20 protein-coding genes and 1 pseudogene are annotated in these 22,690 nt (G+C 45.2%); 7 read left to right on the top strand and 14 right to left on the bottom strand.

Going from position 1 to position 22,690, the window contains the following annotated elements; translation table 11 throughout:
• Positions 1-35 precede the first annotated feature (35 nt).
• Complete coding sequence (locus tag ACH59B_RS12325) at positions 36-797, bottom strand: SDR family oxidoreductase (RefSeq protein ID WP_016818786.1); 762 nt, start codon at positions 795-797, stop codon at positions 36-38.
• Positions 798-1,104: 307 nt separating this feature from the next.
• Between ACH59B_RS12325 and ACH59B_RS12320 the strand changes: the two genes are divergently transcribed.
• The 4 genes from ACH59B_RS12320 to ACH59B_RS12305 all read left to right on the top strand — a co-directional run bounded on the left by ACH59B_RS12320 (position 1,105) and on the right by ACH59B_RS12305 (position 5,647).
• Positions 1,105-2,313, top strand: a complete 1,209-nt coding sequence (locus tag ACH59B_RS12320) for a sugar MFS transporter (protein WP_277376389.1) — start codon at positions 1,105-1,107, stop codon at positions 2,311-2,313.
• 252 nt (positions 2,314-2,565) lie between these two features.
• Positions 2,566-3,804: an aspartate aminotransferase family protein gene (locus tag ACH59B_RS12315; RefSeq protein ID WP_404303874.1), complete on the top strand. Its 1,239-nt coding sequence runs from the start codon at positions 2,566-2,568 to the stop codon at positions 3,802-3,804.
• A 34-nt stretch (positions 3,805-3,838) separates the two neighbouring features.
• Entirely contained in the window at positions 3,839-4,888 is a 1,050-nt protein-coding gene (gutB1, locus tag ACH59B_RS12310; RefSeq protein WP_404303872.1) for a 2-amino-2-deoxy-D-mannitol dehydrogenase GutB1, read from the top strand.
• A 30-nt stretch (positions 4,889-4,918) separates the two neighbouring features.
• Entirely contained in the window at positions 4,919-5,647 is a 729-nt protein-coding gene (locus ACH59B_RS12305) for an HAD family phosphatase (protein ID WP_290404059.1), read from the top strand.
• 446 nt (positions 5,648-6,093) lie between these two features.
• On the opposite strand, the gene ACH59B_RS12300 is transcribed toward ACH59B_RS12305, so the two are convergent.
• The 6 genes from ACH59B_RS12300 to ACH59B_RS12275 form a co-directional block, all read right to left on the bottom strand.
• Entirely contained in the window at positions 6,094-6,705 is a 612-nt protein-coding gene (locus ACH59B_RS12300; RefSeq protein WP_016818781.1) for a DUF1349 domain-containing protein, read from the bottom strand.
• Positions 6,706-6,742: 37 nt separating this feature from the next.
• Entirely contained in the window at positions 6,743-7,297 is a 555-nt protein-coding gene (locus ACH59B_RS12295) for a GNAT family N-acetyltransferase (protein WP_404303869.1), read from the bottom strand.
• A gap of 137 nt (positions 7,298-7,434) precedes the next feature.
• A complete protein-coding gene (locus ACH59B_RS12290; protein WP_404303958.1) occupies positions 7,435-8,364 on the bottom strand; it encodes a D-alanine--D-alanine ligase in 930 nt (309 codons plus the stop codon).
• A gap of 36 nt (positions 8,365-8,400) precedes the next feature.
• Positions 8,401-9,912, bottom strand: a complete 1,512-nt coding sequence (locus tag ACH59B_RS12285) for a PLP-dependent aminotransferase family protein (RefSeq protein ID WP_019687249.1) — start codon at positions 9,910-9,912, stop codon at positions 8,401-8,403.
• A 310-nt stretch (positions 9,913-10,222) separates the two neighbouring features.
• Entirely contained in the window at positions 10,223-10,759 is a 537-nt protein-coding gene (locus ACH59B_RS12280) for a hypothetical protein (protein ID WP_167441011.1), read from the bottom strand.
• Between the two features lie 69 nt (positions 10,760-10,828).
• Positions 10,829-10,996, bottom strand: coding sequence for a hypothetical protein (locus ACH59B_RS12275; RefSeq protein WP_162835295.1), 168 nt, complete (start codon positions 10,994-10,996; stop codon positions 10,829-10,831).
• A gap of 165 nt (positions 10,997-11,161) precedes the next feature.
• On the opposite strand from ACH59B_RS12275, the pseudogene ACH59B_RS12270 reads away from it, so the two are divergent.
• Positions 11,162-11,820: pseudogene (locus ACH59B_RS12270) on the top strand (LysR family transcriptional regulator).
• Between the two features lie 129 nt (positions 11,821-11,949).
• Positions 11,950-12,771 carry an AraC family transcriptional regulator gene (locus ACH59B_RS12265; RefSeq protein WP_222822307.1) on the top strand — a complete coding sequence of 274 codons (822 nt, stop codon included), beginning with the start codon at positions 11,950-11,952 and terminating at the stop codon, positions 12,769-12,771.
• A 36-nt stretch (positions 12,772-12,807) separates the two neighbouring features.
• On the opposite strand, the gene ACH59B_RS12260 is transcribed toward ACH59B_RS12265, so the two are convergent.
• Positions 12,808-13,812 (bottom strand): aldo/keto reductase, encoded by a 1,005-nt coding sequence (locus ACH59B_RS12260; protein ID WP_016818776.1) that lies wholly within the window; start codon positions 13,810-13,812, stop codon positions 12,808-12,810.
• A 433-nt stretch (positions 13,813-14,245) separates the two neighbouring features.
• Positions 14,246-14,929, bottom strand: a complete 684-nt coding sequence (locus ACH59B_RS12255) for a winged helix-turn-helix domain-containing protein (RefSeq protein WP_404303956.1) — start codon at positions 14,927-14,929, stop codon at positions 14,246-14,248.
• Between the two features lie 258 nt (positions 14,930-15,187).
• Here ACH59B_RS12255 and ACH59B_RS12250 point away from each other — a divergent pair, with 258 nt between their 5' ends.
• Positions 15,188-15,382, top strand: a complete 195-nt coding sequence (locus ACH59B_RS12250; RefSeq protein ID WP_228552616.1) for a helix-turn-helix domain-containing protein — start codon at positions 15,188-15,190, stop codon at positions 15,380-15,382.
• Between the two features lie 56 nt (positions 15,383-15,438).
• Here the strand turns inward: ACH59B_RS12250 and ACH59B_RS12245 are convergent, their stop codons facing one another.
• The 5 genes from ACH59B_RS12245 to ACH59B_RS12225 all read right to left on the bottom strand — a co-directional run bounded on the left by ACH59B_RS12245 (position 15,439) and on the right by ACH59B_RS12225 (position 22,650).
• Positions 15,439-16,920 carry a glycoside hydrolase family 5 protein gene (locus ACH59B_RS12245; protein WP_103042413.1) on the bottom strand — a complete coding sequence of 494 codons (1,482 nt, stop codon included), beginning with the start codon at positions 16,918-16,920 and terminating at the stop codon, positions 15,439-15,441.
• Positions 16,921-17,481: 561 nt separating this feature from the next.
• On the bottom strand, positions 17,482-18,486 hold the full coding sequence (locus ACH59B_RS12240; protein WP_019687244.1) for a LacI family DNA-binding transcriptional regulator: 1,005 nt from the start codon (positions 18,484-18,486) through the stop codon (positions 17,482-17,484).
• A 223-nt stretch (positions 18,487-18,709) separates the two neighbouring features.
• Positions 18,710-19,774 (bottom strand): polysaccharide deacetylase family protein, encoded by a 1,065-nt coding sequence (locus ACH59B_RS12235; RefSeq protein WP_045245264.1) that lies wholly within the window; start codon positions 19,772-19,774, stop codon positions 18,710-18,712.
• Between the two features lie 274 nt (positions 19,775-20,048).
• Complete coding sequence (locus tag ACH59B_RS12230) at positions 20,049-21,422, bottom strand: tetracycline resistance MFS efflux pump (RefSeq protein ID WP_045245263.1); 1,374 nt, start codon at positions 21,420-21,422, stop codon at positions 20,049-20,051.
• 340 nt (positions 21,423-21,762) lie between these two features.
• Positions 21,763-22,650, bottom strand: a complete 888-nt coding sequence (locus ACH59B_RS12225; RefSeq protein ID WP_044787911.1) for a LysR family transcriptional regulator — start codon at positions 22,648-22,650, stop codon at positions 21,763-21,765.
• Positions 22,651-22,690: the final 40 nt, after the last annotated feature.

Below are 22,690 nucleotides of genomic sequence, written 5' to 3'. Positions count from 1 at the left end.
TTGTTGCCAACAGTAGAACCGGGCCACAACTCTGATTAGAATCCTGCCGTCCAACCCGCATCAGCAGCAATAACTGCCCCATTCACAAAGCTCGACTCGTCTGAAGCCAAGAAAAGGGCTATTTTCGCGATTTCTTCAGCCTGCCCTACACGAGGAATTACGCCTTGCGTGACCTTCGTTCGAGATGCGCCAAACTCATTCAAGTTATGAATCGTTGAAGTAATGTTGGTAGCTGTTGCACCTGGCGCAATGGCATTGCATCGGATGCCTTTTTGAGCATACATAAATCCCGTGTTTTTCGTAATACCGACTACCGCATGCTTTGAGGCGGTATAGGCAGCGCCTGCATGCGCACCACTGAAGCCACCCGTAGATGCCGTATTTATAATTACTCCATTTCCTTTATCCAGGAAGATCGGGATGACTTTGCGAATCGCACGCATAACGCTTTTTGTATTAATATCGAATATCAAATCCCAAGTCTCGTCGTCCACATCCCCTACTGGCGCCATGTTATCCATAACGCCCGCATTGTTAACCAAAATGTCGAGAGTTCCGAATTCATTAACAGCTGTATCGATCAAAGCATGTATATCATTCAAATCAGCAACATTGGTTTTTATTGCGATGGCGTTTCCTCCAGCTGATTTAATTCCTGCTGCAACCGCTTCTGCTCCTTCAATGTTCAGGTCTGAAAGAACAACACTTGCCCCTTCTTTTGCAAATAATTCTGCAATCGCTTTCCCCATTCCTGATGCTGAGCCTGTAACGACCGCAACTTTTCCTCCCAAACGCATGAAAGATCCCTCCAATGTTTTTTAATCAACCGTTCATTTGAAGTATGGATCAACTGCTAAATCAAAGTCAATTGTACGAAAGTACAGGCGAATAATCTATCTTTCATACCATAACCCTGATAGTCCCCTTGTAAGATAAAACTGATGTGTATCACGTTGATAAGGAGCAGGATGCATATTATTAAGAGTTTATCGATTTATTTTTACAATTTCTGTGGAATTATATATATACTTTTCCAGAGTAATGGTATATTCTAGTAAAAACAATGCTCATATAAAAAAATATGACCTTATGGAGGGACAGGCCTTGAAGAGACTTTTCGCTTTAAGTTGTGCTTTCTATCTATTAATCGGCGTCACCAGCGTGGTGCTTGGGGCATTACTGCCGACTTTTCTGCCTCACTATGGACGGGGGTACAGCGATGGTGGATTACTGCTGTTCTTGCAGTTTTTCGGCTTTCTTGTCGGTGTTCTGCTCACTCCCTTCATGGCTCTACATATGGGCCGCAAGTCCATGCTTGCTATTGCCTTGGGGAGTATTGTCGTCTCATGTACTATCTTGGGCCTACTTCCCTCTTGGAATTGGGTCATTGTAATGGCCATATGGATTGGCTTCGGCTCAGGCATTATTGAATCATCCATCGGAGCGTTCACCATTGAGTTTACGGAGGAGCAAAAAGCCGTAGCGATGTCCAAGCTGGATGTCTATTTTGCACTTGGTGCACTGCTTATGCCTGCGATCGTTAGCCTGTATATCTGGTTTGGAATTTGGAATCTAACCTTTTACACCATCTCCTTTCTCACTTTTATCCTATTGCTATTTTGGCTTACCATGCCTGTTTCCGCCTCCACTCACCTCACTCAAGCAGACATCCGCACTACTGAGCGTTCAGTTGAACAAGCCCGTTACTCAGGACAGCACCGTGTATTGCTAGGAATCTTCATTATTTTCTTCTTTGTTTATATGGGTCTTGAACTTGGACTCATGAACTTCCTACCTTCTATTCTGACCGAAACGCTACAACTTCAGGGATCTGTTGCCTCGCTAGGTGTCAGCGTGCTTTGGATTGCAATGATCATTGGTCGTATGTTCTCAGGAAGGATTGCAGAATCAGTAGGATATATTCCTTATCTGCTATGGAGTGCAATTGGAACTTTCTGTTTCTTAGTCGCTATGGTGTTTATATCCAGCCAATGGGCTACATACCTTCTAATTTTTGGTGCAGGGATATTCATGTCTGGACTCTTCTGTATCGCACTTGTCTACGCCAACGTACTGATTCCGGGAATGACGGAGCGGACGACCAGTATTCTGATTGCTTCAGGCGGAATTGGCGGCTCAGTGCTTCAATACGTAATAGGCTGGAGCATGAGCGAATGGCCAGTGACCGCTAGCCTCTGGATCTTAGGAGGATTTACTTTGATTTTGCTGCTGGCACTTATTCTCACACATCTGTGGAATAATCGGGGCAGCCGAGTAATTGACTCCCTTGTCCATCAGGGCAAGGAAGGATGATATTGTTTTAGTCCTTAGGGGAGGTGAGGCCTATCGCGTTTTTGCTTTTCGGGCAGATTCTGTTGCTGCGGTTATCTCTCATATCTGTGAAATCGCAGGAACAGTCAAATTGTGGCTTCTTTGTCCATTAGGACATGGAAGGTGATTTTCTTATTTTGGGGAGGTGAGTTCAGCCTCGTTATGCTGATTGGGCGTTACTCTTTTTAAGGATGACTTAATGAAAAGTATATTCTGATATGGAGGGGAAATATCGTGCATACCTTGACCAAAGAACGTTTCAGATACGGAAAAGGCATTACTTTGATTGACGATTCAGGTAAGGAGTATTTGGATGGCGTATCTGGCACCTTCAATCTGTCGCTCGGTTATAATCACCCTCATGTCGTCTCCAAAGTACAGGAGCAAGTCGCCAATCTTGCCCACATGTCTTCATCCTTTACCGAGCCTTACGTTGAAGAAGTCCTAGACCATCTAATCCAATATGCCCCGAACGGCATCGATGCCGGGTGGATGAGAGATATTACCGGCTCCACGGCGAATGAATGTGCTGTGAAACTGGCCCAGAAATATACCGGAGCAACTGATATCATCAGCCTGCATCTGTCACATCATGGACAGACCCAGTTCGCAACAGGCATTTCCGGTAATGCCTTTCGCCGCAAGAATTTTCCCAATTCAACTGCGGCATATTCTCTGCATGTGCCTGCCCCCTACTGCTATCGTTGTCCCTTTAATTCTTCACCAGACAAGTGTGGTCATCACTGTATTGAAGCCATATCGGACGCCATTGAATATGCAAGCTCAGGCTCTGTGGCCTGCATGATTATTGAACCCATTCTGGGCAACGGAGGTAATATCATCCCGCCTGCAGGATATTTCAAGCGTCTCCGTCAGTTATGCGACGAGCATGGGATGATTCTGATTGCTGACGAAGTGCAGACTGGGATTGGGCGGACAGGCTACATGTTCGCAAGTGAGCTGTTTGACATCCAACCGGATATTATTACTCTTGCCAAGGGTTTGGGCGGCATTGGTGTCCCGGTTGCGGCGGTCTTGATGCAGTCTCGTCTCGATGTCCTGGAGAAGCATGAGCATTCCTTTACCTCGGGCAGCAATCTGATCTCGGTCACGGCAGCCAAATCCACGCTGGAGGTTGTAAGCGAGCCCGGTTTTCTGGAAGCCGTCCGGTCCAAAGGAAACCTGCTCAGATCCCTGCTGACCGAGATAGCTGACAAGCATGATTGCATTGGTGAGGCTCGTGGCGTCGGACTGATGTGGGGACTGGAAATTGTAGACGAGGACGATGGCCCGGACGCAGTGAAAAGCAATGGAATTATCGATCGTGCATTTGAGGAACAGCAATTAATCCTCAGAGGTTCCCGTTACGGTTATGGCAACGTGGTCAAAGTGAGACCTTCCCTTACGGCTACAGAAGATGAGATTGTCGAAATTGTTAAACGGCTTGACACCGTTCTTGCCACCCTTCACTAACGATCTGTCCAATAGACAAAAGGAGGAATTATTCATGCTTGCACTGGTATACAAATCAGCTTGGGATGTCGCACTTGAAGAAAGACCTATCCCGGAGATTAAAAAAGATAACGATGTACTTGTCCGGATTCGGGCGACAGGCGTATGCGGTACGGATCTAGGTATCATTAGCGGTAAATATCATGCCGTGCCGTCTACGATCTTGGGCCACGAATCAGCGGGGGATGTGATCGCTGTAGGATCAGCCGTCAGTTCACTGCAGCCTGGGGACCGTGTGGTGATTGATCCAACATATTACTGCGGTCAATGCGAAATGTGCCGGACAGGAAGACAGAATCATTGCACACATAAAGCCGTAACAGAGACCGGAGTCAGCGCCGACGGTACGTTCACCGATTATTATGTGACTGAGGACCGTTTTTTGTACAAGCTGAAGGATCATATCAGCTACGAAGAAGCGACGCTGACCGAACCGCTGAGCTGTATGCTGACCGGGATCAACCAGATTAACCTGCTGCCGAACTTCACCACTGTTATTATAGGCGCAGGTCCGATCGGGATTCTGTACAGCTATGCTCTTGCTTCGAAAGGCGTGACTGGTTGCCTTGTGGACATCTCAGAGGAACGGCTCGCTATTGCGGATTCTATTGCCCCCGAACGGTGGTCCGCGCACGCCACACTGGAATCGGCCATTCATAAGCTGGCTCCGTTAAAAAATCAGGTGGACATGATTGTGGACACCACAGGAGTGGTCGGCACTGAGGTACTAAGCCAGCTTGCGAGCGGCGGGTATTTGATGCTGGTGGGGCTGAGAGATGGGATAAGCTCGTTTAATCCGAAAGAGGTAGTTGACCGTAGCCTTAAAATCATCGGCTCCATTGATTCTCTGGGCACGTTCTCCACGGCACATTACCTGATTGAGCAGCAAATCATTCCCGCCAAAAAAATCATTACCCACTCGTATCCGCTGGACGACTACCATGAAGCCTTCAAGACGCTTGGATGCAATATCAGCGAGCGGACACTTCAGCCGTCGTCGCAGGCGATCAAGATTGTGCTGCAATCGAATGGCTCCAGCAACTAAATTTAGCTACTAACAAGGAGGAGAATGGACATGACGAGCATTCATCATGTTACACCGACGAATAATGAATGCACAGGAGACCCATCAGCGTCCGTTCCGGTCAAAGCGGTCATCTTCGACATGGACGGGGTGTTGGTAGACAGCGAACCGATTTATTTTGAAGTTGAACGCAGCTCCTTTGCCCATTTCGGTGCACCCATGACAGAGGAAGAGCACCATACCTATGTCGGAGTGACACTCGAATCCATGTGGCGTCAAGTGCTGGACAGGCATCAACTCACTCATACATTGGAAGAGGCGCTTGCCTATCACCGAAAAAATGTGATGCAGACCATAACAGCACACGAGGGCCTGGTGGCGATCAACGGACTGGAACGGTGGCTGGACTGGCTACAGGAAAAAGGAATTCCAGTTGCAGTAGCCTCTTCCTCTCCACGGTCGTTGATTGATCTCATTATGGAAAAAACGGGACTGGGCCGTTACTTTGATATTCGAATCACCGGAGAAGAAGTATCCCAGGGTAAGCCGGCTCCGGACATCTTCCTATATGCCGCCGAACTGCTAGGTATAGCACCGGCCCATTGTATTGTTATTGAGGATTCACGGAACGGTGTTCATGCAGCCAAGAGTGCGGGTATGCGCTGTATTGGTTTACACAATCCTGGCTCAGGCCAGCAGGATTTGTCCAAGGCAGATCACAATATTTTCAGCTATGATGATCTGTGGGCGCTTAAAGAGAGCTTGCCATTCGGGGAATAGTTGCCTGCCAAGAGAAGGACCGTAAGATGCTGGAAGGCATATCTCCTCTATAAATATATTAAACCGCATAACCTTTAAAATGGATGAGGACATATATAAATATGCCCCATAGAGTACACAGTTGAGTATGTTAACCTACCCTGTGTGTACTCTATGGGGTATGCTTTACATCAAATATTTTTTAACCCCATTTTGTTACGGAAAAAACTGAACTTAGGAATGCCATAATCGGAATTTTTATAGTATGTATTTTATGTGTCAAGTAGCAGTTTTCCGCTTTGGCCATCCTCATCAGTCCCGGCTTTCACACCCAAATACACCTCTTCCCTTTTGGGTCCATTAAAAACCATTTTATTATAAGACGCTTGCTCTTAATCATTGCTTTATGTGCATATAAGCTAATTTATAGGATCTCATATTGCTGTGCTCAGTTGTGCAGTCGTTTTTCAATGATGTTCTACTGGAGGATCACTGTGAAGGTCTTGATCCCGCTCTGTAAAGTTCCAGCGAGTAAAGGTAACCTCAAAACCCTCTCGGGTTGGCGAACAGGTATAAGGACCGGCCTGATTTCCGGTGGTGTAGGGAAAACGCGCCACACGTATCGTTCGCCATCCGTGCTGCTCCGTCCTTGCGCGAATAATTACAGCATCCTTGATGATGGAAGCGCGCAGGGTGACTTCTTCACCGACCCACTCTGGCACAGCCGCAAGCGACCAGTCAGAATATCCAGCGGTTACGACTGTGGAAAGCTGAGGAATGCCGTCATTGATTTCTATCCCCGCTTTAATCCATTGCTCCGGGCCATGGTATAACAAAATACCTGCCTGATCGTAAAGCTCCGTAAATGATGCGAGTTGAAACGACACTTCCACCGCCGTGTTATGATTCCAATCCGATAATAGAGCGGACCCATCCTCAAATTCAAAACCATATAAAGTCTTTTTCCAGAAGTCTCTTCCCTTTTCAGGCGCAACCTTAAGAAAATCTCCTTCTTTCCGGGCATATAGAGGTGAATTGATCCAATTCCCTTCCTCCCATTCCATTCTCTTTTTAGTCATCTTTTTGTCCTCCCTTGTTCAATAAAGGTGTGTCGTTCTAAGCAAACATTAGATACCAATAGATCGCGATCTCGTCACTTTCTCTATTTAGACCTTTGTAGACGTAGGAGTCGAATCCACCGATCACAAAACCGCAGCTTTCATAGAATTTACATGCGCGAACATTATTGCTTTGTGTCTCCAGCATGATCCCTGGCATTCCGCCATCTTTCGCCCAGCGTTTAGCCTGTTCGATTAGTTTCTTACCGATACCGAGGCTTCTATATTGCTTGTCGACTTTGATATCATCCACATATGCATATTTGTTCCAATTTCTTTTCAGAACAATTTGACCTACAACTTGATTATTTACGAGTGCTACATATATGATTTGATCGGGATTGTCGATATAGTTCGTATAGTCCTCAACTGTGTCTTCTTCAAACTGATCATCATCATAGCTTTTTTTACGAATAGGCCTCTCCTTCACCGTATATCCGATTTGTTGTCCCGTTAATTGCAAGACAAGGGTAGAATCTACGATAAAGCTACCATCAATGTTAGTACCACACTCACCGTCCTCAGCCTTCAGTTCTCTGATTAAAATATCCATTTTCACCTCCCCCATCTTGAAGCAAAATCAAATTGCATTAATACTGCACATTCTTCAAATCTACATCAGTTTAACGCTGTTCCGTTCTAACCATTATAACAAAGTTTCGCCATTTTCTGTATAATCCATCAAACACATTAAACCTTCTCCCATTCCCGATTCCGCTCATAAAGTGAGCTAGTAATAATACGGTCCATCAACTGCGTAAAGGTTATGCCTGCTGCAGCTGCACTCTTCGGTAGCAGGCTGTTAGCGGTCATTCCGGGTAAGGTGTTTACCTCCAGTACGTAAGGTATATCCTGACACAAAATCATATCGACCCTTGCATACACCTTGCACTGCAGCAGCCGATAGCTGACAAGTGCCGTCTCGCGCACACGCTGCTCAATAACGGGAGGAAGCTGGATTACCTTCTCCTCAGCGCCGCCGATCTCATATTTCGCTTTATAGTCAAACCATTCAGAATGAGCGGAGCGAATTCTGATGATTGGTAATACCTCGCCATCCACAATTGAGCAGGTAAGCTCCGTCCCTTGAATAAAAGGCTCAACTAAAAGCGTCTGATCCAAACCGCAAGCCTCCTGAATAGCCGAGTGAAGCTCCATCTCATTATGCACAAGCTGGATGCCGATGCTGGATCCTCCCATATTCGGCTTCACAATAACGGGGTAACCCAACTGCTCTACCGCTTGCTGATCATAATCGTCCCTTCCCTGCCAGCAGAGGCCTGCAGGCGTATGCACCCCTGCCGACTTCAGCAGCATCTTGGACAGCTGCTTATTCATGCACAGGCTGCTTGCCAGAACACCGCTCCCTGTATAGGGAATGCCTAGTGTCTCCAGCGCTCCCTGCACCGTGCCGTCCTCGCCATATTGGCCATGCAGCGCCAACAGTGCAAAATCGATGCCTGCGTGCTGAACCTGTGCGATTAAATCCGCTGGCTGATCAATCGCAATTGGAACCACTTCATAGCGGCTGCGGTCCAAATGATTCAGCATCTCTTGACCTGTCTGCAGCGAAACCTCACGCTCAGTGGAAGTCCCTCCCATAATAACGCCTATCTTCATCATGACCCCCCATTTTCTTGAAAAATCATAGTGCAATTACAGGCTGTTCTTATGACCACATGCCTTATGAAAGTTACGCACCTGTTGGCCTATGATCTGAATCCCCCGCTCGATCTGTTCATCGGATACTCGGGAAAAACCAAGCCGCAAAGTATTCGTCCCTTCACCTTCTTGTATAAAAAACTTGTCTCCAGGTGTATATATAACCCCTTGATTTATGCATACTTCAAGCAACTGGCGCGTATTTACGCCTGACGGAAAGGTAAGAAACACATGTAAGCCCCCATCGCCAGATAGTTGCGCCTCAGAGAGATGGGTTTCACAGCATGCCTTTGTAAGCTCGTATTTGCGCTTATACTCCATACGTGCTCTTTTTACATATTTCTCAAAATTTCCATTGAGCAGATATTGATATAATATCGATTGGTCGATCGTTGAGGTATGAATGGTGCGCGCCCGCTTAATGCTTTCCAGAGTGTCAATCAGCGCTCGATCTCCAAGCACCCAGCCTACTCGCAAGCCAGGGAACAGCACCTTGGAGAAGCTGCCTATATAGATTACTCCGTTCCCTCGCCCTGCTGTTGCTATTAATGGCGCAATATGCGCTCCTGAATAGCGCAGCTCCTCATTAAAACCATCCTCAATCACCGGAATCTGATAGCGCATCATTAAATTCATTACAGCGCTTCGCTTTGCTGGTGACATGACAATGCCTGTAGGATTGTGATAGGAAGGAGTCAAATAAGCGAGATCGAAGCTATTTGTCTGCTTCTGCAATACCGCTTCAAGCTGATCTACATTAATACCATCCCGCTCCATTGGAATACCGGTAATCTCAAAACCTTGTAGTTTTAAATTTTTGATCGCTGTGTGATGGGTTGGATTTTCACAAATTACCGTACCGCGGCGCGCTGAAGGGCGGAGTGCCGACAACACAATGTCAAAGCCTTCTGTAAACCCGCTTGTAATCAGTATATCCTTGCCGCTTATATCGACGCCCTTATTCTCCATATATCCCATCAGGTAATCGATCAGTGGTTTGTAACCCTTGGCATAGCCGTAGTTGAGCAGCACCTGCCCTTCGATTGCCATCCGATCCATAAAGGCTCGCCTTACATCTCCCAGATCAAACAGCTGCTCATCCGGTGCGATGCTTGTAAACGAGATGGTTCCTTTTGGGGTGCGAATGCCCTGCTTCATCATATCAAGCTCTGCAGCCGATACAGCGTACTTGCTCATTCTTGTCTTCCAATCAATCTGCCAGGCGAAGGAGGCGTCAGACCCTCCGTTATCCACAGCCAAACGGCCCACCATAGCGGCCACATAGCTGCCTCTACTCGGTATCGTATACGTAAATCCATCGTCCTCCAGACCTTCATAGGCTGCAATAACTGTATTGCGACTCACCTTGAGTACACTGCTCATTTCTCGTGTGGAGGGTAGCTTCTGATCCTTATGAAACGTCCCTTTTATAATTAAACGTTTAATATATTCTTTTACTTGTATCGCGACCGGACGGTCACCAACAAGCTTAAAATCTTGGAACATGGTTCATCGCCCTCCATCTACAATGATGGCACAGGTAACAAAAGAAAAAAAGAACCACCGCTCTGGACTTTTCATCCTTCGATGGTTCCTTCGATTTTATTCCAGCACATCCGCACCATAACCGTGCCCCCAGATGGTTGTTTACCCAAAGATTATCTTTTGACTAATCTCGAAATCCTTAATGGTTGCATCCGGTCTTAAAACTTTATTTTGATCCAGCTCAGATAACGGACCACCATTTCTAACCTTCTTTATCCAATCATGATTTGCAAGTGCCCCTTTCCCTATAGTCTAACCCTGCTTGCCCTAATTACATGAAAATAACTTCGGCCTCATCCTCTTTTCCTGACCATTTATGCTGATAATCATTAACCTTAGCCTGGGAAATTCGAATGCCTACTGTAAAATCGGGGCCAACGGCTTGGCGAATTGCAGTAGCCACTTCAACCAAGAGTCGTATCCGGTTTTCAATGGATCCACCGTATTCATCTGTTTGACGATTCGTATAGTCCGTAAGGAACTGATCAAGCAAATAACCATTTGCTCCATGGATCTCCACGCCATCAAATCCTACGCTCTTCGCACGAACGGCTGAAGCAACAAATCCACGGATGACTTCCTCAATATCTTCTTTCGTTGCAGCGATCGGAGTAGAAAACGATTCAGCACCACCATAAAAAGCTAGAGGTTCACCCTTTGGAAGCACTTCTGACGGAGCTAGATTTTGGGACTTGAATCGATTTCCTTGTGATAAGGCTCCTGCATGCTCAAGCTGCACAACAATAGATGAGCCTGCTGCATGAACAGCATCCACCACTTTTTTTCCAAGATGTGATTTGCTCCTCATTCACTAAACCAGACTGATTAAAATAACACTGGCTATACAATTCATCTGTATATGTTCCTTCTGTTATGATTAGACCAAGCCCCCACGAGCGAAAGAGGCATAGTAAGCTGCCATTTGATCAGTGGCTAATCCTTCCGATGTAGCACTGATACGTGTCATTGGAGCTACGCCTACACAGTTAATTAACACGTTATTACCTATCTGCACGCTCTTAAACAATGTATTTAGTTGTCCCAATTCACATCCACCTCTAACATTAGATTCATTCGTAACACATTCAATACTTGATTTATGATCATCGAACAAGTACATTATAAACCGGTATATTTTATCGGTAAAATTGATGTTATCGAACGATTAATTCAACAAAATTGAACTGTTATTAACGAAAGACGTGGACGTATGGAACTTCGTTATTTGATCACATTAAAAACCATTGTCGAAACAGGAGGATTTAAAAAAGCAACTGAACACTTGGGTTACGCTCAGTCTTCTGTCACGACACATATTAAGGAATTGGAATCCGAGGTCGGCAAGCCCATCTTTGATCGCTTAGGTAAGAAGGTGGTTCTAACCCATCACGGTCATCAGTTTCTCCCTTATGCACTTAAGATCATAGAACTCTACACTCAGACACTAACGACCAATGATGAACCTACCGGCAACTTGACATTAGGATTCTCAGAGTCATTAATGATCTGCCGTATTCCATCCTTGCTTGTTGAATATAGACAAATGTATCCCAAAGTCAATCTTTCTCTGAAATCTTTGGATTATCAAGATGTCTCTCATGCTGTTCAGACCGGTGAGATTGATTTCCTTGTCGCCTTGGAGAAAGAAGGCTGGGGAGCTAATGTGTTAAGAGCGGTTTAGGCATCTCCATGGTTCCTTTTTTCTCCGTTAAAGAGGAACTAGAACATAACAAGCTTCAGGGTGAAGAGGTTGGACCAGACTGTCCTGCAATATCAACATATTTGGCATATCACAAAGATAAATGGCTCTCACCTGCTATGAAGGAAATGATCAAGCTCATTAAAAGACATGCGGAGAAATGGGTCTAGTTTCCTGTGAGGGTGATATCATATGTATTTTGTAGTTATAAATTGTTCTTCTCTGTATATTGACATATCGCAAGTGACTTTCAGGGTCTTATATATCATGATGTACTATTTTAGGAGGAACGCAACCAGATGGATATTTGTTACTGTTATCACGGCAAACAAGTTTGTGAACCCAGCTATTCATGGGGACCCGGCATCAAAGGACAATACAAAATCATGTTTATCCATGCGGGTAGAGGCGTTTACCAGATTGACGGTAAGACCTTTCATCTTCAGCAAGGCGAAGGATTTATCGTATACGATAACATTCTTTGTTACATGGAGGCAGACCAAACCGATCCTTGGATTTATTCTTGGATAGCCTTTTCGGGTAACGGGGTTATACCTCTATTCGAACAGGCACACATTTCACCCTTTCATCCCGTATTCAGGTACTCCCCGTTGTTTTGGTTTGATTCTTATTTGGGGGAATTTTCTGCCTGCGACGTGAACCACAGCACCAGTGAACTGCGAAGACAGAGCATTTTGTTCAGGTTACTTGCCGATTGGATCGAAATGTTGGTTGCTACGAGTCAACTACTGCCCGAGGTACGGCCCAAAGACGCCTACATCCGTAAAGCGGTCGAGTTTATTCGAATGAACTATAACCAAAGAGTTTCCATTTCCGAGGTCGCACACATAGTTGGCATTGATCGTGTCTATCTGTCCGTTCTTTTCAAGGAAATTCTTAATGTTTCCCCTCAGCAATACTTGTTGAACCTCCGGATGGACAAAGCAAGCGATCTGCTGGACAATTCGCAGCTGTCCATCACGGAAGTCTCCTATTCTGTTGGCTATAGCGACCCGCTGCTGTTCTCCAAAATGTTTAAAAAAGTGAAGGGACTTTCTCCATCACACTTTCGCGCAAGGCTTAAAAGAGACAGCTTAATGGGTCTTTCAAGCCTTGACTGATTTGTTCGTTTAATGAATCGTATTGTTGCTCTGACATTACCAGGGGACATCCCCGATATTATGCATAACCTGGTCGATCTCTTGAAGATCCGCTGCTGATAGCGGATCCGCATGTACTGCTAGCACGTTTTCCTCAATTTGACCTACACGGCTTGCACCGATTAGCACCGAATCGACGCCGCCTTCGCGTAGCGCCCATGTCAACGCCATTTGCGGTAGCGTCTGACCGCGGCGCTTCGCGATCGTCTCTAGCGCACGGAATTTGTTGATCCGCTCCTGAGATACGGCCTCCGGTTTCAGTGTGCGCTGGCCTGTTTTAAACTCAGTTTCCAGCTTCTCGATGTATTTTCCCGTCAACTGTCCGCGACCAAGCGGGCAGAAAGCCACTGTGCCGGCTCCCACTTCAGTCAGCACGTCCTGCAATCCGTTCTCAATCCACCGGTTCAGCATTGAATACATAGGCTGGTGGACGAGCAGCGGTGTACCAAGGTTCTTAAGGATCATAGCTGCTTGCTTCGTTTCCTCCGGTCCGTAATTGGATAAACCGACATACAGTGCTTTGCCTGATTTTACAGCATGAGCAAGCGCTCCCATCGATTCCTCTAATGGGGTATCACCATCGGGACGATGATGGTAAAAGACATCGACATAGTCGAGTCCCATTCGTTGAAGGCTGCGGTCCAGGCTTGCAAGCAGGTTTTTTCTCGAACCCCACTCACCGTACGGACCAGGCCACATATAGTAGCCAGCTTTAGTTGAAATAAACAGCTCATCCCGATAAGGTGCAAGGTCTTTTTTTAAAACGTGTCCAAAGGTCTCTTCGGCCGATCCGGGAGGCGGTCCGTAATTGTTTGCCAAATCAAAGTGCGAGACACCAAGATCGAAGGCGCGTAATATCATTGCACGACTATTCTCAAACGGTTTGTCCCCTCCAAAATTTTGCCACAAGCCGAGCGAAATGGCCGGCAGCCTGACGCCGCTCCGTCCAATCCGCCGATATTTCATTTGTTCGTATCGATTTTCTTGTGCGATATAAGTCACCTGATTTCATCCTTTCTCATTCCTAGCGAAATGCTGACCTCCCACGTACCCGCTTCTTATTTTTCATTTCATGCCTCCCTCAAGACATGTCATAAGGTTGAGGACTTAACCTTAGGCAGCTCAAGTATATCTAACAATTCTTATGTATTGGAATGTCACTGTGATAGTAGTACATGTCATAATGTTATTAGATAACAGGACAGCTCCTAAAAAAGAAGCCAAGAGCGAGTAATGTGCTCTTGGCTTGCTTGAAAAGGCGCTGCATTCGACTTTGGATTTATTCTGCCAGCATAAATACCCTTGAATAGTTTCACTAGAGGAATTTGCTCGCTTTCCCGATGGTGCTCTGATATCCGACCGAAGCCAGTCTTCACATGTCGTTTACCAATAAGTTCGTGTCAATGTAAGGGCTAATTCTTGGTTTGCTTTTCACCTATTTTTCGAATTTGTATCCAATACCAAACACGGTAGTAATCAGATCGCTTGCATCCAATTTCTTGCGAAGCCTTTGTATGTGTGTATCAACAGTCCGAGTATCGCCGACAAAATCATATCCCCATACAATATCCAGCAGTTCCGAGCGTGTGAACGTTTTGCCTCGGTGATTTATCAGAGTCATAAGTAAATCAAATTCTTTCGGAGTCAAGTCAATTGGAATACCATTTTGTTTGACAAGATGTTCCTCGACAATAATTTCGATTTGTTTAAACCGAATTACTTTACTCTCCGTATTTTTTCCATTGTTTGCTTGATCTACCCTCCGGAGGATTGTCCGAATCCGAGCAATAACCTCCCTTAAATCAAAAGGCTTTGTAATATAGTCATCCGCGCCGAATTCAAGACCAAGGATTTTATCAGTGATATCCGATTTCGCGGTAATCATCAAGATCGGTATGTTATAACTTGCAGTTACTTGTTTGCAAATATCTAATCCGCTTTGATCCGGCAGCATCCAGTCAAGTATCAAAAGATTAGGTTGAAATTGTTGAAGTTCAACCATCCCTGCTGCTCCATTTGCCGTAGTTCGCGTTTCAAACCCCTCCATTGAAAGTCCGTATGATAATAAATCTGCTATTGGTGTATCATCTTCAATAATGAGAATTTTTGCTTTATTCATCATAACCCCCGTCTTCTCTCGTTAATCCGCGATATCATAATGTTAATGATTAGTTAGGGAATAATCAACTCGGAACATAATACAGTAATCTTTGCACCTTGGACTGCAGTTCATGAAAACATCAGCCGTTTCTGGCGTTTTGTGTGACACAACGAAGGATGCCTATTTTATAACAAAGAAAAACAACCTTGCTCCAGTCCGAGGACTAAGATAAGGTTGCACTTAAAAGGAGGTTTATTGATTCTATTTATAAGCCACATGTTAATGGCATTTTTGCACAACGGACAACATACCGCCAAAACATCCAGTGAATTGAATATTCACAAAAATACGCTGCTTTACCGCGTAAATAAGATCAAAAAATTACTCAATTCCTCGCTTGATGAGGGTGACGAACTCTTCTCTTACCAGTTGTCTTTCAAAATTTTAAATTATATGTCCTCGCAGCTGTAGCCTTATTTTTCCCAACTACAAAACACGGTACTTCATGAAGACCTGTTAGGAATGTGTTATTGCAGCGTCACGTTGTCAACGTAAACGGCTGACTTACCGCTGCTGTTCTCCGAGGCAAGAAATTGTACGCCGATTTCCCTAACATCGTCAAGATTAGGTACAGATGTAAGGTTGAACGACAACGTCGTACCTCCAGACGAATTAATCTTGACGGCTTTACCAGCATACCAAGCCCAACCTGATCCTGTCTTGGCATAAATCTTGGCATGGAGTCCGTCACCTGCGGAGTCCCAAGATGCATGTTTGACGGTCGCGCTTAGCGTGGTCTTACCACTTAGGTTGCGGCTTTGTGAGAGAAGCAGGTAGTGCTGGGAATTGGCAGACATGATGATATCCGCTTTAAGAGAATTACTGCCCTTGGATGACCACTCGTTTACGCTCCATGGACCATCGGATATATTCGAACCGGTCCAACCCTGCGTACTACCCTCGAAGTCATATAATGTGTTTGCGCTACTGCCACCGCAAGCCGCATTCTGCCTCCACTCGGCATATGGAGCGTGCCCAGCTAAAATGCTTTTCAGATAGTTACCTCCTGCTGTGAGACTCCCGTTCGTATTGAAAATACTGGCGCCTTCTGTCTTGTCATTAATCGCCCAGTTGGCCCATGACAGGTTATTCTGGTTCATCCAGTCAAGCCATTGGTTCGTGGAATCGTAATTAATGCCGCCGTCGCCATCCGCGTTAACAAAGCCCATCTCGGTAACAAACAGCGGGATACCCTTGCTCATTGCGTAGTTGGCTTTGTCCCGGAGCGACTGAAAATGAGATCCAGCGTAAAAGTGCAATGTATAGGCGATATTACCAGAGGATGTAATGGGGTCGTTCGCTGCCTGATCTACACTCTGAGACCAGAACGGCGTTCCAACGACAATCAGATTGTCGGAATGTTGACGAATGGCCGGGATGACTTGCTCAGCGTAACTTTTGATTGTCCCCCACGAGACTTGGGTAGGTTCGTTATAGATCTCAAAAATGACGTTATCATAGCTTCCGTATTCCTGCGCCATCCGGCTGAAGAAACTTTTGGCAGCGTTGACGTTGTTGTGCGCGTCATGTGAGTGCCAATCGATAATGACATAGATCCCTTTTGCGATTGCCGCATTGACCACGTCACGAACTTTGGACTCATCGGCCGTGTTATACGGATTTCCGCTGGGGTCCACGCCATATGCCGCTCTTACGATCTCTACTTGAAATTCATCCACCATCCGATTCACCGTGGTGGTATTCCAAAATGGACCGGACCAGTTGCTCCAGAAGTAACTCGCCCCTTTGACCATCATCGGTCGATTCGTTTTGGAGCCGTTAATCTTGTTTCCACTTGCTTTCATTTCACCGAAATAGCTTACAGGGTTTGCGCAGGCAGCTGCAGAAGCAGGCGTTGCAGGTATGACCGCTTGAAAAAGCAGCGTTAATAAGCTGAACAGTAGGATCATGGTTAACGACTTAGTGAATGAATTGAACGACATTTTCATAATTCTCTTCTCCCTTTAATATGGCATGGTTACGCGAAAAATTTCGGCAAGTAGCCCCGATATTCATCAGCATATCGGCTGGGTTCAAGAACAGTGACAGTATACATACTTGTTATCGAAAACGTTTTAGAATTCAATACCAATTTTCTAGTTTTATATCTTTCACAAAAAGTATAAATTTATTGATTTCAAAGAAGAATATGAAATTTGATCAGTCGGCATCAAGTTCTTAAAGCTTTATTTTATCGAAAACGTTTTCGGTAATTAAGCTGAAAATGTTAGTAAAACCTCCTGCTCCCATAGATTCAACCATTAACATTCCAGGCTTGCATTGGGTTTACAACATATCGCCCTACGTCTTCCAGGTCATCACCTTCTTTCAAAATCATACCTCTTCTAGTTTCCTCCCCTCTGACGCAATATGAGGCTTTCCCTTTTGTCCATAACTCGGGAATGAAATAAGAACGAGCAGAAGAATGTTTAATTCAAGGAAACTTATGTTAAGCGCTTACATCATAATTAAAATACAATTTGTTTTTGTGTTTGTCAATTCTTAAAAAACTATTCCTTATACTGTCCTGTCGAGTCTCGTACAACCAGATCTGCCGGGACAATCTCCGTCGGCGGTGAATAATCGGGATTCTCAATCATTCGGATGAGATGCTCTCCTGCTTTCATTCCCATTAGAGTAATGTTCTGATTGATCGTCGTAAGCTTAGGCATGGTCAGCTCCGCATAGAACGTGTTGTCAAACCCAACGACGGAAATGTGCTCAGGTACTCGCTTTCCGATTTCGCGAATTGCTTCGATCGCACCGGTCGCCATATAGTCTGAAGAGCAGATCACGCCGGACGGTGCTTCCGGAAGCTGTAGCAGGCGCTTCATCGCCTTATATCCACCTTCAATGCTGTATTCCTCTACCTCAACATATTTGGCATAGTAAGGAAGATCGTTCGAGCGCAGCCCTTCCTGATACCCGGAAAATCTCGTTTGACCAACCAGACATCCCAAATCCCCGGAAATAAAGGCGATGCGTTTATGTCCAAGTTCCACCAAATGCTGAACACCTAAGTAAGCACCTCTGCGATTGTCGGCTGTTACATAGCCGGTTCTAGGTCCCAGCAGATCGGTATCAATCATCATCGTCGGCATCTCAGCCTGAAGCAGATCCAAAAAATTTTGATTAGTTCGATCGACACCAAACATGACAACTCCATCTACATTGCGGCTGATGCAATGCTTAGTGAAGGTATAATCGGGATTGCTAAGATTCGGTGATAGAAAGAGCAGGTCATAACCGCTATCTTCAAGAGACTTTCTTAACCCATCAAGAAGCTCCGAAATAAAAGGATTCGTGAAGAAATCCAGCAGGAACATCCCGACCGTCCAGGAACGCTTTTTCACGAGGCTTCGGGCAACCACATTCGGCTGGTAGTTTAGCAATTCAATCGCCTTGTTTACCTTATTCCTCGTTTTGCTGCTGACATCTGAATAATTATTAATCACTTTGGATACCGTTGCCACTGATACCCCTGCTTGTTTGGCCACCTCATGGATAGATGCCACTACACTCACCCCAAACCAAAATAAACGAATTCACACACAGTTCATAACCATTTACTATATATTATACGCGATGCTCAGCCTCATAGGAAACGTTCAGTAATATCGAATAAACAAAAAAAGTCGCCGATATGGCGACTTCCAAGCGTATATGTTTTTGTCCATTGATAACAGTGACAACAAGTTTATCCTTTTCTTCTTTGTGCATTTTTAACTTCCTTTGCTTCTAGTTGATCTCCAAATAGTCAATGTATGCATCCCATGTTCCGTTTTCAGCTGTTAGAACGAGCTCAATCTCTTGATTTCCGGCTCCATGGCTGACATTGGTTAGAGTATAGACCGCGGGATTGCTCCCGCCGAAGTAGAAGGTCCCCTTTGCCTGTCCACCGATTTTTAGGTCGACTCTGGCCATGTTGGAATTACTTGAAGCACCACGGAGTGAAAAATGATGGGTGCCGCTCGCAAAATATTGCGTGTACTTCACCAAATCATTGTTAGAATATAAAGCAACTCCGTTGAACGGCAAACTGATATTCCCGGTGTACTGACCGCCTTTGGTCATACTCTCGACTTCCACTTTTGTACCTGCGCTTGGAGGAAATGTAGAGCTGTCAGGCGCCACCGCGCGACCGGTGGTCGGCGAGATCATGCCAGAGCATAGGCTACGGCTCTTGAGATTTTGTGCAATCTGCGGGATCGCTTGGAGCGTCGTCTGGTACTGGTCATGCATAAGGAGCACGTCGCCGTTTTGCAACCTGTTCGCAGACGCTACGATTTGGGCCGTAGTGGCACCATTCCAATCATGGGAATCAACGCTCCACAGCACTTCAGTAAGAGCATTTTGGCTCTCGATGGATTTCAAGGTCGAGTTGGTCGCACCGTATGGCGGACGGAACAGCTTTGGTGCAGTTCCAGTAATCGACTGGATCGCCTGCTGCGTCCGTGTGATTTCTGACGACATTTGCGAGCTACTCAACGTAGTCATATCCGGATGCGTATAGGAGTGGTTACCGATCCACATGCCTGCGTCCGCTTGGTCCCGTACCAGAGACGGACTATTCTGCGCGTTCTGCCCGATGTTGAACATCGTTGCGCGCAAACCGGCCTGCTTCAGAGCCGCAAGCAGTTTTGTCGTGTTACTGGTATTTGGGCCATCGTCGAACGTCAAACCTACGTAACCGTTCGCGCAACTCGCATCAGCAGCACTGGCGACAGACATCATCGGTACGGAGAACAATGTACCGATAAGCATCAGGGCCATTGTGCCTTTTACTAGCTTTGCTTTAAGCATAAAAGTATCTCCTATTCATATAGTATTTGTTTTCACCAAGATTTGGACTGAAAGATTTTCCGTTTGCATTCCCCTGCTCTGCTACGGGTTTAATTGCCAAAAAAAGCCACGTATCTATTGATTGTAAACGTTTACAAATAGTATTTTATCATCGAATTCTTCATATTTAACCTGCAAAGAATTAACCTTATACTATAAAATGTTTAGTTTTTTGTATAAAAAAGCTGACATCATGATGTATCAATGTCAGCTCTATAAAAAATATTATTTCCTATTAATGATCCAAGGAAGCCTTTTCTCCCTTGAACACGATCATAAAAATGGCACCGCCTGTAATTACTACAGCTAGAAGTAGTAACGTTAAATTGCTGTATAAATATGCTGCAACGTCAGTAACGATTGGGAAAATAGAAAAGTTGAACCTCAGCTGTGTAAGCAGTCCGCCTACAACTGCGATACCGATCCCTTCCGCCAAAAAGCAGGAAAAATTCAAAAAACCCATACCTGAGCCAGATTCGTCAGCACTTAGCGAGCCTGCCACAATGGTTGAGATGACCGTTTTGACAAAGGATAGTCCACCAAAAATCAAAACCAATGCTCCTGAGATGATCCAGGGGCTACGATCGGCAAAAAGTGAAACGATTAAAAGACCCGACCCCAGAAGCAATAACCCTGCAACCATGACAAAACGAGCTCCCTGCCTATCGACCAAAGAACCGCCAACGATCCCGAAAAGAATCACGCTAATCGTTCCTGGAAACAGAACACCGCCTCCAATGAGGCTTGTCGACATCTGGTGCACTTCTCTCATCATATAAGGGACCATAGACATAAATCCTGCAACGGTTCCTAGAAGTATTCCACCTACAAATACGCCGACAATAAATCTTCTCCTCTTGAATAAAGCTGGTTCTATGAAAGGTTCCTTAGCTCTTCGAATTCTCAGCACAAATCCTATGAAAAGAATGACACTGATGTTCAAATACCACCACTCGTAATGTGTCGTAAATAAAGTGAACGAAACCGTTCCAAGAACAAAGAGCAGGCCTCCCGGAACATCAAGCCCACCTTTTTTCACAGGTTCGTCAGAGAGCGTCCGTAAGAAAAACGGTAGTGTGACTAGCGTCATCATGGGCAGGAAAAACAGATAGGACCAATGTACATAGTCCGCGATCCAGCCTCCAAGTATAGGACCAAAACCTTCTCCCAAGGCAACGGTCGATCCAATCATACCAAAAGCTTTTCCTTGATGCTGCATTTCGATACTTTTGGTAACGATGACCATAATCAGCCCAGGGACGGCAGAAGCACCCGCTCCTTGGATAAATCGTGCAACAAGCAAAATCGGAAACCAGGCATGAAAAAGCAAGCCAATTAGCGATCCCCCGCCGTATATCATCATACTGATGAAAATCAGTTTTTTTACGCCGTAAATATCCGATATTTTTCCGTAAACGGCCGTTCCTACGGCAAAAGAAAGAATGAAGCTGGTATTAACATAATTTGCAGCGGATGGCTTAATTCCAAATTGAGCGGCAATGTCGGGCAACGATACGTTGAACACCGTCTCATTCAATACGCTGAAAAATGCAAGCACGCACAGCCAAATCAAAGAATTAGGAATACGTTTCTCAATCGATTTTTCCATTATGCAAACCCCTTAAAAATGCCAGGGATTACGCAGTTTATAGGGCCAGTGATGCGTTATCCCCTTTAATTTGTGCCCTTCTTTTCACTATGTACTTCATTCTAACGCCTCCACAAAATAAAATTGAAAATCTGTTTAATTTCAATTACCTAACCATATTATCACTAAAATAATAAAAATATCACCTGTTATTTTTGACGATAATCATTTCATGACGAGGTAAAGCAAAAACGGTTAGTTCCACTCGTTGGATAACAATGTTTAGCCTCTGAGCTATCTTATTAACGCAATCTCCTACTTATTTATTTTCAATGGTAGATCATCAAAAACATATAGGGAATTAAGTTGTTTGTTTGGAAATCGTCGCAAAATATTTTACAACTATCTCGCGGAATTCCTGAGCAGCCCGCGAAATATACCGATTCCTGTTCCATAATAAAGCAATCTCCCGTATCAATTCGTGATTCTCTACCTGGAGATATTTGAGATGTTCCTGCGAATTTCGTGCCGTGCTCGGTATGAAAGCTATGCCAATTTCGGCTTCCACAAGAGTACTAAGCCTTGCAGGTTCATCCCCCTCATACACATATTTAGGCACAAATCCTTCCGACATGCATACAGAGTCCACTAAATCACGAGTACCATAGCCTGTCTTTACGCCGACAAACCATTCTTCCCTTAGCTCTGTCAAGGATACGCTATTTCGATCCGCAAGCCGATGCCCCTTTGGAACAGCTACAAGAATGGGGTCGATACATACGATTTTACATTCAATGTCATTCCCTTCTACAGGAGGTGAGGATAAGCAAAAATCAACCTCCCCTCTATGAAGAAGTGTAACCATTTCCTGCGTGGTCAGCATTTGCACATGAAATTGAATATAGGGTCGTTTTCTCCGAAACTCTCGAAGGATATTTGGTAATGTGCTTGCGGTGGTCACTGCCAATTCGAGAGTTCCGTGTTCTGGGCTGGATAAGTCGCTAAGCTCCTGCTTCCCTTGTTCTAATTCAAACAAAGCCCTTTCTGCACGGTGAAGAAATTTGCTCCCGTACTCATTCAATCGCAGTTTTCTCCCTGTTCGATCGAATAAAGGGACCCCCAGATCTTCCTCCAAGCGTTGAATCGTTTTGCTGAGCGACGATTGAGTAACGTGCAGACTTCGTGCAGCTTCTGTTACATGTTCCAAACGAGCTACAGCGAGAAAATATTGCAGTTGAAGAAGTTCCAATTCGCATCCTCCATTCATTCCCTCAAGTCAATGAGATTAT

The organism is Paenibacillus sp. DP01, assembly GCF_044784315.1.
Lineage (GTDB): Bacteria > Bacillota > Bacilli > Paenibacillales > Paenibacillaceae > Paenibacillus > Paenibacillus polymyxa.
Note: the sequence above shows the minus strand (reverse complement) of the source record. Positions and strands in the feature narration are given on the sequence as shown.

What these genes read in the sequence shown, in the direction of transcription:
- ACH59B_RS12325 (WP_016818786.1), bottom strand. Translation starts at nt 797, where the DNA reads ATGCGTTTGGGAGGAAAAGTTGCGGTCGTTACAGGCTCAGCATCAGGA.
- gutB1 (WP_404303872.1), top strand. Translation starts at nt 3,839, where the DNA reads ATGCTTGCACTGGTATACAAATCAGCTTGGGATGTCGCACTTGAAGAA.
- ACH59B_RS12305 (WP_290404059.1), top strand. Translation starts at nt 4,919, where the DNA reads ATGACGAGCATTCATCATGTTACACCGACGAATAATGAATGCACAGGA.
- ACH59B_RS12300 (WP_016818781.1), bottom strand. Translation starts at nt 6,705, where the DNA reads ATGACTAAAAAGAGAATGGAATGGGAGGAAGGGAATTGGATCAATTCA.
- ACH59B_RS12295 (WP_404303869.1), bottom strand. Translation starts at nt 7,297, where the DNA reads ATGGATATTTTAATCAGAGAACTGAAGGCTGAGGACGGTGAGTGTGGT.
- ACH59B_RS12290 (WP_404303958.1), bottom strand. Translation starts at nt 8,364, where the DNA reads ATGAAGATAGGCGTTATTATGGGAGGGACTTCCACTGAGCGTGAGGTT.
- ACH59B_RS12285 (WP_019687249.1), bottom strand. Translation starts at nt 9,912, where the DNA reads ATGTTCCAAGATTTTAAGCTTGTTGGTGACCGTCCGGTCGCGATACAA.
- ACH59B_RS12280 (WP_167441011.1), bottom strand. Translation starts at nt 10,759, where the DNA reads ATGAGGAGCAAATCACATCTTGGAAAAAAAGTGGTGGATGCTGTTCAT.
- ACH59B_RS12265 (WP_222822307.1), top strand. Translation starts at nt 11,950, where the DNA reads ATGGATATTTGTTACTGTTATCACGGCAAACAAGTTTGTGAACCCAGC.
- ACH59B_RS12255 (WP_404303956.1), bottom strand. Translation starts at nt 14,929, where the DNA reads ATGAATAAAGCAAAAATTCTCATTATTGAAGATGATACACCAATAGCA.
- ACH59B_RS12250 (WP_228552616.1), top strand. Translation starts at nt 15,188, where the DNA reads ATGTTAATGGCATTTTTGCACAACGGACAACATACCGCCAAAACATCC.
- ACH59B_RS12245 (WP_103042413.1), bottom strand. Translation starts at nt 16,920, where the DNA reads ATGAAAATGTCGTTCAATTCATTCACTAAGTCGTTAACCATGATCCTA.
- ACH59B_RS12235 (WP_045245264.1), bottom strand. Translation starts at nt 19,774, where the DNA reads ATGCTTAAAGCAAAGCTAGTAAAAGGCACAATGGCCCTGATGCTTATC.
- ACH59B_RS12230 (WP_045245263.1), bottom strand. Translation starts at nt 21,422, where the DNA reads ATGGAAAAATCGATTGAGAAACGTATTCCTAATTCTTTGATTTGGCTG.